Below are 10,019 nucleotides of genomic sequence, written 5' to 3'. Positions count from 1 at the left end.
CTGGCGCGCCCCGCCCACCCCCCTCACTGACCACCCGCTCCCCTGGCCTGGCCCGGCGGTCGCGCGCCCGCCCCCCGCGCGGTCGGCGGTGGGCGGATGCTGGGTTGTGGCCCCTGCTGCAGCCGCCACAACCGATCAGGAGATCAGGACGGGTTTCACCGCAGGACCTCCAATTCGGTGGAGCACACACCGCGGTCCGGTCCCACGAACTCCGTCCGGGCAGTGGCGCGCCGGTCGACCGGCAGCGCTGTCAGGCCGTGTACTGATATGCCGGGTAGGTCAGGTAGCCGGCGTCGCCACCCTGGTAGTACGTCGCTTCGTCGACCGGGGCGATCGGCAGCCCGGAACGCAGCCGCTCCACGAGGTCGGGGTTGGCGATGAACGCACGGCCGAAACCGATCAGGTCCGCCCCGAGTCCGAGCCAGTGGTCCGCATCGGCCCGGCCCGTCTGCTTGGGCCCCATCGGGAACACGGGATTCATGATCAGGGTCCCCGGCCAGGCCCGCCGCAGCCCCAGCAGCACCTCTTCGTCGGCCGTGGCCTCGAGGTGTACGTAGGCGACCTCCAGCCGTGCCAGTTCGCCCAGCAGCGCACGGTAGAGCTCAGGGGCATCGGTCTCCTCCACGCCCCAGAAACCGCCGCCCGGGGACAGACGTATTCCCGTCCTCGCCCCTCCGACCGCCTGCACCGTCGCGGAGACCGCCTCCACCGCGAACCGAATGCGATTGGCCACCGAACCACCGTAGGAATCCGTACGCAGATTGGCATTCGACGAGAGGAACTGCGAGATCAAGTACCCGTTGGCTCCGTGCAGTTCCACCCCGTCGAAGCCGGCGTCGACGGCACGGCCGGCGGCGTTCGCGTACGCGAGGGCGTGCTCACCCACCTCGGCGGTGTCCAGAGCACGCGGAACCGGAGCGGGCTGGGGGCCCGTGGGGGTGAACACGTCACCCACCGCGGGGACCGCAGAAGGACCGACCGGCTGCATACCGGTGGTGTCCGGGTGCGACACCCGGCCGCCGTGCATGATCTGCGCGAAGATCCGGCCGCCGTTGGCGTGCACCGCCGACGTCACCGGACGCCATGCAGCCACCTGCTCATCGGTGTGCAGTCCTGGCGTGCCGGGGTTGGACTGCCCGATCAGGCTGGGCTGGACCCCCTCGCTCACGATGAGTCCGGCCGTCGCCCGCTGGGCGTAGTACGCGGCCATCGACGGTGTTGCGAGGCCGTGGGCCGCAGCGCGGACTCTCGTCATCGGGGCCATCACCACCCGGTTGGGCAGAGTCAGATCACCGAGCTGGAAACTGCGGAAGAGGCCCGTCACGTCGAAAACACCCCTGATGTCGATCCCTCGCCCGGTTGCCGGGCACATCGATTACGCTAAAACCTCACATCAATGTCAGAGGCAAGCGTCGTGATGCACGCCACATGCCACTGGAGGAGGAGTTCATGCGGATCGGGGAGCTCGCGTCACGGGCAGGAGTAAGCGTCCGGTCCCTGCGCTACTACGAAGAGCAAGGACTGCTCACCAGCGCCCGCAGCAGCAGCGGACAACGGCAATACACGGGCGATCAGGCCGAGCGGGTGAGGTTCATCCAACGGCTTTACGCGGCAGGCCTGTCCAGCCGCACCATCACCGAACTGCTCCCCTGCGTCGACTCGCCCAGCCAGGACAACTCCGACTCCGCACTGGAGCGGATGGGGCAGGAGCGCGACCGGCTCAGCCGGCACATCACCGATCTCGCGGTCACCCGGGACGCGCTCGACGAACTCATCTCGGCGGCGCGCGCCCACCGCGAACATCTCCAGGACGCAGTGGCCGGCTGAGGGCGTCCGGTCAGCCACCCGCAACCCGGGCGACTTCGGTCGGCGACTTGGTCGGCGACTTCGGTCGGCGACGAAGCCCTCGCTCAACGGCTCTCACGGAGCAGCTTGCGGCGTTCGCCGCGCTTGAGGTGACGGACCGTCACTCCGCCCATCCCGCAGGTTCCGGTCAGGCGGATCAGGGGTGAGCCGGGGAGCTTCTGGGCGGTCGTCCTGTCCCGCAAGCCGGCCAGGTCGGGGTCGACCTGCTCCGTGTCCACCACCCAGCCGTCAGGCACGACGATCTCGACACCGCCCGCCTGCCCGTCCACCTCGACCTCGACCACGCGCAGCCGGCACTCGACCCGCGTGAAGTCGATCTTGACGCCACCCACCCCGCCGTACGCCCTGATCTGCTCGGGTACGCGCCAGACCCCCGCCCGCACCGCACCGGCCACGCCCCCTTTGAGCAGCAGCGGCTGAGCCGGCGGCAGGACGGGCAGCAGGTCGGCGGTGAGCGGCGCGAGCTCGGCGTGCGTCCTGGCGGCCAGGGCCACTTCCAGCCGTGCGCCCAGTTCATCGAGGTCGATGCGGCCGTCAGCCACCGCGTCCTGCAACTCCGCCACCACCGCTTCGCGGTCCGCGTCGGAGGCGCGCAGGGGGACGGGTTGCGAGGGCTCGGCGCTCATGGAGCCGATGATAACGAGCGCGACGGCCGGACGGGTCAGGAACTTCCGCCTCTGTCGTCAGGACGCATCCGGCACCCAGGCCGCGACGAGATCGAGCAGTCCGGGAAAGCGGGCGTCCAGGTCTTCGACCCGAACATGGCTGCGGCGCTCCAGCCCGTACTGCCTCTGCCTCGTGACGCCCGCCTCACGCAAGGCCTTGAAGTGGTGTGTGAGCGAGGATTTGGGGCGGTCGAGGCCGAACCAGCCGCAGGAATGGTCGAACCGCTCCGACTCCAGCAGGAGTTTACGCACGATGCGCAGGCGCAGCGGATCGCTCAGGGCCCCCAGCACCGTCTCGAGCCGCAAGTCGTCGACCGCGGGCTCGGGGAGCGGATCGGGCAGGGCCGCGGGCTCCGGCAGCATTCTGATGGCCCGCGCGGGAGGCGCCGTCGAAGCCATGACCACTCCTCGTCATCGTTTTCCTCTGTACGACTTCAATCGTACTGCATGCTAAGTTCGACTCAACTCGTACTGACGTCCGGGAGGGATGCAGCTATGCCGGAAAGCCGAGTGGTGAAGTTTGCAGAGACCGTGGGGGACCGACAGCGCCCGGGTGATCCGGCAGGACCGGAAGCGCCCTTGACCCCCGTCCGGTGGATATGGCTGGCCGCCTGGCCGATCACCGCGGTCTTCGTACTGTCCAACGCGGCGACTCCGCTTTACGTGGTGTGGCAGCGTGAGATCGGCTTCTCCAGCGGCACACTGACAGTGGTCTTCGCCTTCTACATCGTGGGTCTGCTCGCGTCCCTGCTGGTCTCGGGGGTCGCGTCCGACCGGCTCGGGCGCAAACCCGTCCTGCTGCCCGCGCTCGCCCTCGGCATGGTGGCCTGTCTGATCTTCGCGACGGCCACCACGGTGCCGGCCCTGATCGTGGCCCGGCTGCTCAGCGGAATCGCCGTCGGGGCCGTCGTATCCGCCGGAATGGCCGCCGTCACCGACGTGGGAGGCCGTGGACGCGAACGGCTTGCGGCACTTCTCGCCTCCTGCGCCATGGTCTTCGGCGCGGGACTGGGACCGCTGCTCTCAGGTGTGCTGTCCGAAGCCGCACCCGCGCCCACGGTCACCGTCTTCGTCGTCGAGATGGGCCTGCTCGCCACCGCGTTCCTCGCGGTGCTGCGGATGCCCCTGCGTCGTCCGGCCACGGCCGCCAAGGGCGCCTGGGTCCGCATCCCCGCGGTGCCCCTCGGCAGCCGCCCGCAACTCGTCCTCGGAATAGCCGTGTTCGCCCCCGGGATCACCGCGACGTCATTCGTGCTCTCCCTCGGACCGTCGCTGCTCACGGATCTGCTCGGAACCACCAGCCGGATCACCGCCGGAGCCATGGCGTTCGTCATGTTCCTCGCCGCGACGGGCGTGCAGTTCGCGGTGCGGCACCTGCGGAGGCACACGATTCTCGTGGCGGGGGCGGTGAGCATCGCGCTCGGTATGGTCGCACTCGTCACCGCTGTCCGGACCTCGTCGGTGCCGGTGCTCATCACCTCAGCGCTCCTTGCCGGAGCGGGCCAGGGGATGGGGCAGCTCGGCGGTCTGTCGCTCCTCAACTCCTCGGTTCCTCCGAACCAGCTAGCCGAGGCCAACGCAGCCCTGAACGTGGGGGGTTATGTGCCCGCGGGAATCCTCCCGGTGTCTGTGGGCCATCTCAGCGACGCGGTCGGGCTGACCACCGGTACGACCGTCTTCGCAACCGCGCTGACGGTGTTCGCGGTGGTCGGCGGCCTCCTCGTTCTCTCCACCGGGCGCCGCGAGCCGCGACACGGATGAACGGCGCCACTCCCCCGGCCCTGGCCACGGCGAGCCGGGGGTGCTCCGCAGGGCGGCCGAGGGGCTGGCCCCACCCCCGTTACGCGTGCCTGCCGCATGGGCAGCCGGACGCGGCTCGACCACGCTTGCCCCATGACGAACTGGCCCCGCAAGACACTGTTCCTGACGCTCTGTGCCACCGCCGTGGCCGCCACGGTGACCGCCGCCCCGCCGGTCGCCCGGGCGGCCGGCGCAGAGGGCGAGCCCGTGCCATGGCTCGTCTGGCAACCGTGCGAACTGCCCGCAGGCACCACCGGACCTGCCGGGCAGGAGTGCGCGACCCTGCCGGTCCCCCTCGACTACTCCCGGCCCGACGGACGCACCGTCCCTGTCGCTGTCACGCGGCTGCGCAGCGACCGGCCGGAGAACCGGCGCGGAACCCTCGTGGTGGTTCCGGGCGGGCCCGGCTCGTCCGGAGTCCAGCGACTGGCTCAGAAGGGGGCGGCGTTGCAGGAGGAACTGAAGGGGGCCTACGACCTCATCAGTCTTGATCCGCGCGGTGTCGGCAGCAGCGTCAAGGCCCGCTGCGGGATTCCGGCGGCGGACCGCCGCCTGGTGACTCTGCGGTCGTGGCCTGCGCCGGGCGGCGGGACCGCGGAGAGCACCGCGCGGTCCCGGCGGACGGCCGAGTCCTGTGCCTCGCACGGGGGCGCGGTGCTGCGGTCGTTCACGACGAGGAACGAGGTCCGTGACATCGACCGCTTCCGGCAGGCCCTGGGCGAGCGGAAGCTCTCGGTCTGGGGTACCTCGTACGGAGCCTACGTCGGGGCCGTTTACGGGCAGACGCAGCCCGGCCGCGTCGACCGCATGGTTCTCGACAGCTCGGGCGACCCCGACCCGTCGCGGGTCGCACGGGGGTGGCTCGAGAACATGGCGCGAGGTGCCGCCGACCGCTTCACGGACTTCGCGGCCTGGTCGGCGGATCCCGCCCGCGAGGCGGAGGGGCTGCGGCTGGCCCCGCGTGCCGAGGACGTGGAGCCCATGTTCCTCGCGCTGGCCGAGGAGCTGGACCGCTCTCCGCGCGACTCGGGGACGCCGGGTGTCCCGCTGACCGGCAACGGGCTGAGGCAGGCGCTCCAGAACGCCTTGTACAGCGACGGCGCGTTCCCGGCGATGGCCCGTCTGGTCCAGGAGGCCCGGGATCCGCAGGGCCGGCCGGCCCTGCCCCCGGACCTGACCCAGACCATCCCGGACGAGGACGCGTCGCTCATGGTCGCGACGATCTGCAACGACGTGCGCTGGCCCGGTCCTGGTTCCGGGCACGCGGAGCGGGTCGCCGCCGACCGGGTGCGGTATCCGCTGACGGCCGGGATGCCCGTCAACATCACCCCGTGCGCCTTCTGGAAGGACGCCCCTGTGGAGCGGCCCGCCCGGATCACCGACGAGGGCCCGTCGAACATCCTGATGCTGCAGAGTCTGCGCGATCCCGCGACGCCTTACACCGGTGCGCTGAAGATGCGTGCGGCGCTCGGTGACCGCGCCAGGATGGTCACCGTCGGCCAGGGCGGGCACGGAATGTATCTGGGGAACGGCAACGAGTGCGGCGACCGTACCGTGACCCGCTTCCTCACCACCGGGCACCGACCCGCGCAGGACACCCACTGCGCGAACTGACGCGGACCGGTCTCCCCCTGTGCCCGGCGGACACCTCTTCGCGCGGCCTGGTCGAGTCTCCAGCAGGGGGAGACCGCAAGGTGGCGTCCGCCGAGGCGGCGCCCGTTCTCGATTCCCTCACCGCGCTCTACGCCGAGACCTTCGCACGCACTGCCGACGCGGCGCTGCGCCGCCGGCTCCTTACCCGGCTGGAGACGGGCTCGGACCCGCGGGCGGAGCGCTACTGGCAGCTCCTCGCCACGGTCAACGGATGGCCGGTGCCGCCCAGCCCGGCACCGGCCTTCACATGGTTCATCACCGCTCCGCGCGCGGAAGCCGGCAGCGGTACGACATCGCGCTGACGGGCTTTTGCGCGGGAGGCGGACAGCTCAGGGACTGTCCGCCTCCCATGCCCAGCGCTTCGGGTCGGCTTCCACGGGCCCGTACACGGTGCTTCCCCCCGCACCGAACTTCCCGAGCTCCGTGCCGAGCGCGGCCCCTGCGGCGAGGCGCTCCTCGGGCCAGCCGGTCACGTCCAGGAGAAGCCCGTCCAGCGGACCGGCCACCAGCTCCACGTACACGCGCCCCGGCCGGGGTCCCGGATCGGGATCGTCGTGGTCGGCGCCGTAGACGCGGCGCCTCATCAGTTCGTCCATGCCTCCAGCATCACAGCCACCACCGACAATCCCCGCCGTGAGGCGGCGCGGGCCGGTCCGTCACCCGCGCGTGGGCGGGCGCCACACCGTGAAGTCGCTGATCCTGAAGTGGCTGGTGACCGTCCGGAACGCGAAGTGACCGCTGGTGTACGGCTCCGGGTCCTGGTGGTCGAACACGAGGCGGCCGTTGTTCCACCACTGCACGGTCGAACCGTCCGAGACGATCCGGACCCGGTTGGGCTCGTTGGCCGTCAGCAGAGGTGCCGTGTAGTCGAGCAGGAGTGGACGGTTGCCCGCCTCGCCGACGTAACGGCGCAACCGGGATGTGGTGTTGGAGTTGGCCCCGTAGCCGACGTAGTAGGTCTTCAGGTGGTCGTACTCCGCCAGGGCACCGCCGCGCGCGGTGGCGAAGATGTCGCGGGGTGAGCGGACGTCCGTGGCGTTCCAGAAGTTGTTGAGGTCGGACACCCGGTCGTTGGAGCCGCCCGCGGATACCGCGGTGGCCGTGTACTCGATCTCGTACGGCCCGCTCAGCCTCCGGTCGAACCAGACCGTCGCCCCGCTCGGGACGTCGATGTCGAGGACCCCGTCGGCGGCCGTCACGCTCCCGCCGTCCTGGAGCTCGGAGGTCCACCGGCCGGTGCCGGAGCGGAAAGTGTCGCGTGCGATCGGGGTCCAGGCGCGGTCCGGGCCGGTGTCCGTCCGGATCGCGGGCCTGGGCGGGTTCTTGGAGCCGTAGCCGAGGTAGTAGTCCGTGAACGTGGACTGGAGGTAGCCGCGTACGGTCCAGCCGAGACGGTAGGCCGGGTTGTGGGCCAGGGTGTAGAGGCGGGTGGAGGTGGGCTCGGTGGTGGTGTAGAGGCGCAGGGCAGTGTGGTCGTCGGTCTCCGCGAGGATCTCCTCACGCCAGTCGCCCAGGATGTCCCCGTAGAACGGGGTGGCGTTGCGGGCGCCCGGGACCACACCGGCGGGGTCGAAGACGCGGCCTGCGGTCTCCTGGGCGGGGTTCCACTTCTCGACGTGCGTGCCGTCGAGGAGTTCGGCTCCCTTGTCCCCGTCCCACCAGATGCGGAAGTTGACACTCGGTGTGGTGCCGGAGATCTTGCCGTCCCGGACGTTGCGGACGCCCGCACCCGGTGCGGTGACGTCGGCGGTGGAGGTCCAGTATTCGAGGCCCGGGTGTCGGGGGTCGATGTCGGCCGCGGTGCCCCGGCCGACGTCGAGGTCGGCCTCGCTCGCCGGATCGGCGGGGTGCTCCCCCGTCACCAGCCGCTCGCCGGTGTCCGCGTCGTAGTAGTACCAGGGGAAGCGGGATACGACACCGAGTTCCGACTGCTGGATCGCGAACCCTTCCAGGCCAGGCCTGGAAGGGTCCAGATCGGCGATGTGGAAGCGGTCGCCGTGGCCGGCGCCGTCGACGACGTAGCGCAGGGTCCCGTCACTGTTGACGACGTAGTTGCCGTCGGCGATGTCGTCCTTCCCGTCCTGGTCCACGTCCACGGTCCGGATCTGGTGGAAGCTCGTGGCCCCGCTGCCGGACGGTACGACGTACTTCCAGTTCGGCTTCAGCTCGCGGCCGTCGAAGTCCCAGGTCTGGATCAGCGTGCGGAAGGCTCCCCGCTTGGCGCCGACGCGGGTGACGAGTTTGGTCACCAGGCTCGGGTGGATTCCGTCGAGGTAGGCGATGCCGAACTGGCCGCCGGAGGGTCCGTCCGCGGTGAAGTCGTCGGGCACCGGCTGACGGGTGCGCTCGGTGCCGGTCGCGCCGTCGACGACGGAGACGAACTGGTCGGCGGGTGAATCCGCTTCGACGCCGGCGCCGTCGGCGAACGTGGTGCCGTCCGCGGTGTGGACGAGCACTTCGGCCCGGCCGTCGCTGTCGAGGTCGTAGACGGTGACGTTGTCGTCGTTGCGGAATCCGCCGATGGCGGTGGAGCCGCTGATCGCCGCCGGAGCGGGATCGTTGGCACCGTTGCCGGAGACCTGGGTGTACGAGCCGGGCCCTTGGTCGATGCGCCACAGACGCTCACCGGTGAGGTTGTACGCCTCCAGGAGGTCCGGCCTGTCCCGGGTGCCGGACAGCCGGCTGACCACCAGTTCGTAGCGGCCGTCACCGTCGAGGTCACCGGGCCAGGCGTGCTGCACGGTGTATCCGTCGGCGTCGGCCAGGGGGATCTCCGCGTATCCCTTCCCGAAGTCCAGCGCACCGCCGCTCGGCTTCTTCTCGCGGCCGTCCACGACCGCGCGCACGGTATAGGCGCCGCGCCCCCGGCTGTTGTCCTGGTACGTGGTCGACGAGGTGACCGGCCGGTGGTTGAGGCGCTTGCCGCCCCGGTAGACGTTGAAGGCGATGTCCGAGCCGTACTCGGTACCGAGCAGTCGCCAGCTGAGGAAGGTGCCGCTTCCGGAAGGGACGGCGACGAGGCCCCGGTCGAGGTTCTCCAGGATCCGGCGGGGCTGCGCATCGGCGGTCCGGCGTGTGTCGGGGCCGGCGTGCGCGGTGGGGGCGGCGAGCAGGCCGGCGAGAGCGGCCACGGCACTCGCCGCCGCGATTCTGCGACGTCCGGAACGGACGGGGGGCATGGTGGGTCCTCCGAAGATGGAAAGCGCTGTCTACGAAGATCCACAGTGCGCCCCCGGTTCCGTGGTGTCGACGTTTTCCCGCGCGCTGCCACGCGACCGCAATGTGCCGCTCACATCCGGCAGTCGACCAACCGGAGCCGTGCGGGCTTCCGGACCGCGCGGCCGCTCGCGCCGGGCGCGCAGCGTGGGGGCGGTACCGGACTCCGCCCGCATCGTGTGGCAGCGTGGAGGCGCGCCCTCCGAATCACCCGGTGTGGTTCACCGTCACAGGGAGGGCAGCACAAGACAGAGGAGAGAACATGTCGAAGCCGCCGCTCCCCGACGCCGCGGTCGCCATGCTGCGCAAGCCCAATCCTGCCGTGATCGCCACCCTTCGTTCGGACGGGCAGCCGGTGTCCACGGCCACCTGGTACCTCTGGGACGACGGCCGGGTGCTGGTCAACATGGATGAGGGCCGCAAGCGCCTCGACCATGTACGCCGGGACCCCCGTGTCACCCTGACGGTGCTCGACGACTCCGACTGGTACACCCATGTGACCCTGATCGGCCGCGTCGTCGAGATGAGCGACGACGAGGGTCTGACCGGCATCGACCGGCTGTCCCAGCAGTACCTCGGCGGGCCCTACGCGGACCGTGGGCGCGGCCGGGTCAACGCCTGGATCGAGATCGACCGCTGGCACGGCTGGGGCGGCTTCCGGGACAGCGCCCAGGCGGCGACCTAAGGGCTGTCCCGTAATGCCCGGTGGATCAGCGCGCGGCGTCAGATGCGGTGCATCGCAAGGCGGAGGGGCGTCCTCATACTGGGCGTATTCGGGCGACCCGACAACGCGGCGAGGTGCCGTAGCTGTCGTCGTGC

General features: G+C 70.6%; 9 protein-coding genes and 2 pseudogenes. 5 read left to right on the top strand and 6 right to left on the bottom strand.

Annotated elements, in window-relative coordinates:
* Nucleotides 1-250: 250 nt before the first annotated feature.
* Nucleotides 251-1,324 carry an alkene reductase gene (locus tag ACFWFI_RS36400; RefSeq protein ID WP_387398921.1) on the bottom strand — a complete coding sequence of 358 codons (1,074 nt, stop codon included), beginning with the start codon at nucleotides 1,322-1,324 and terminating at the stop codon, nucleotides 251-253.
* 125 nt (nucleotides 1,325-1,449) lie between these two features.
* Between ACFWFI_RS36400 and ACFWFI_RS36395 the strand changes: the two genes are divergently transcribed.
* A complete protein-coding gene (locus ACFWFI_RS36395; RefSeq protein WP_387398918.1) occupies nucleotides 1,450-1,827 on the top strand; it encodes a MerR family transcriptional regulator in 378 nt (125 codons plus the stop codon).
* A gap of 83 nt (nucleotides 1,828-1,910) precedes the next feature.
* Here the strand turns inward: ACFWFI_RS36395 and ACFWFI_RS36390 are convergent, their stop codons facing one another.
* Both ACFWFI_RS36390 and ACFWFI_RS36385 read right to left on the bottom strand, forming a co-directional pair.
* Nucleotides 1,911-2,492, bottom strand: coding sequence for a DUF1707 SHOCT-like domain-containing protein (locus tag ACFWFI_RS36390; RefSeq protein ID WP_387398915.1), 582 nt, complete (start codon nucleotides 2,490-2,492; stop codon nucleotides 1,911-1,913).
* Between the two features lie 57 nt (nucleotides 2,493-2,549).
* Entirely contained in the window at nucleotides 2,550-2,930 is a 381-nt protein-coding gene (locus ACFWFI_RS36385; protein ID WP_387398912.1) for an ArsR/SmtB family transcription factor, read from the bottom strand.
* Nucleotides 2,931-3,026: 96 nt separating this feature from the next.
* Here ACFWFI_RS36385 and ACFWFI_RS36380 point away from each other — a divergent pair, with 96 nt between their 5' ends.
* The 3 genes from ACFWFI_RS36380 to ACFWFI_RS36370 all read left to right on the top strand — a co-directional run bounded on the left by ACFWFI_RS36380 (nucleotide 3,027) and on the right by ACFWFI_RS36370 (nucleotide 6,286).
* Nucleotides 3,027-4,292 carry an MFS transporter gene (locus tag ACFWFI_RS36380; RefSeq protein ID WP_387398910.1) on the top strand — a complete coding sequence of 422 codons (1,266 nt, stop codon included), beginning with the start codon at nucleotides 3,027-3,029 and terminating at the stop codon, nucleotides 4,290-4,292.
* A 132-nt stretch (nucleotides 4,293-4,424) separates the two neighbouring features.
* Nucleotides 4,425-5,945: an alpha/beta hydrolase gene (locus ACFWFI_RS36375; RefSeq protein WP_387398909.1), complete on the top strand. Its 1,521-nt coding sequence runs from the start codon at nucleotides 4,425-4,427 to the stop codon at nucleotides 5,943-5,945.
* 80 nt (nucleotides 5,946-6,025) lie between these two features.
* Nucleotides 6,026-6,286, top strand: a complete 261-nt coding sequence (locus ACFWFI_RS36370) for a hypothetical protein (protein WP_387398907.1) — start codon at nucleotides 6,026-6,028, stop codon at nucleotides 6,284-6,286.
* Nucleotides 6,287-6,313: 27 nt separating this feature from the next.
* Here the strand turns inward: ACFWFI_RS36370 and ACFWFI_RS36365 are convergent, their stop codons facing one another.
* The 3 genes and pseudogenes from ACFWFI_RS36365 to ACFWFI_RS36355 all read right to left on the bottom strand — a co-directional run.
* Nucleotides 6,314-6,580, bottom strand: a complete 267-nt coding sequence (locus ACFWFI_RS36365) for a hypothetical protein (RefSeq protein WP_387398904.1) — start codon at nucleotides 6,578-6,580, stop codon at nucleotides 6,314-6,316.
* Between the two features lie 60 nt (nucleotides 6,581-6,640).
* Nucleotides 6,641-7,249, bottom strand: a pseudogene (locus ACFWFI_RS36360) (DUF6250 domain-containing protein); the annotation flags it as partial.
* 54 nt (nucleotides 7,250-7,303) lie between these two features.
* Nucleotides 7,304-9,163: pseudogene (locus ACFWFI_RS36355) on the bottom strand (hypothetical protein); the annotation flags it as partial.
* Nucleotides 9,164-9,462: 299 nt separating this feature from the next.
* Between ACFWFI_RS36355 and ACFWFI_RS36350 the strand changes: the two are divergent.
* Complete coding sequence (locus ACFWFI_RS36350) at nucleotides 9,463-9,885, top strand: PPOX class F420-dependent oxidoreductase (RefSeq protein ID WP_387398902.1); 423 nt, start codon at nucleotides 9,463-9,465, stop codon at nucleotides 9,883-9,885.
* Nucleotides 9,886-10,019 lie beyond the last annotated feature (134 nt).

The sequence above is a fragment of the Streptomyces sp. NPDC060209 genome, assembly GCF_042728155.1.
In the GTDB taxonomy this organism is placed as follows: Bacteria; Actinomycetota; Actinomycetes; order Streptomycetales; family Streptomycetaceae; genus Streptomyces.
Note: the sequence above shows the minus strand (reverse complement) of the source record. Positions and strands in the feature narration are given on the sequence as shown.

Excerpts from the sequence above, each read along its gene's own strand:
- ACFWFI_RS36395 (WP_387398918.1), top strand. The coding sequence starts at position 1,450 with ATGCGGATCGGGGAGCTCGCGTCACGGGCAGGAGTAAGCGTCCGGTCC.
- ACFWFI_RS36375 (WP_387398909.1), top strand. The coding sequence starts at position 4,425 with ATGACGAACTGGCCCCGCAAGACACTGTTCCTGACGCTCTGTGCCACC.
- ACFWFI_RS36380 (WP_387398910.1), top strand. The coding sequence starts at position 3,027 with ATGCCGGAAAGCCGAGTGGTGAAGTTTGCAGAGACCGTGGGGGACCGA.
- ACFWFI_RS36390 (WP_387398915.1), bottom strand. The coding sequence starts at position 2,492 with ATGAGCGCCGAGCCCTCGCAACCCGTCCCCCTGCGCGCCTCCGACGCG.
- ACFWFI_RS36350 (WP_387398902.1), top strand. The coding sequence starts at position 9,463 with ATGTCGAAGCCGCCGCTCCCCGACGCCGCGGTCGCCATGCTGCGCAAG.
- ACFWFI_RS36365 (WP_387398904.1), bottom strand. The coding sequence starts at position 6,580 with ATGGACGAACTGATGAGGCGCCGCGTCTACGGCGCCGACCACGACGAT.
- ACFWFI_RS36385 (WP_387398912.1), bottom strand. The coding sequence starts at position 2,930 with ATGGCTTCGACGGCGCCTCCCGCGCGGGCCATCAGAATGCTGCCGGAG.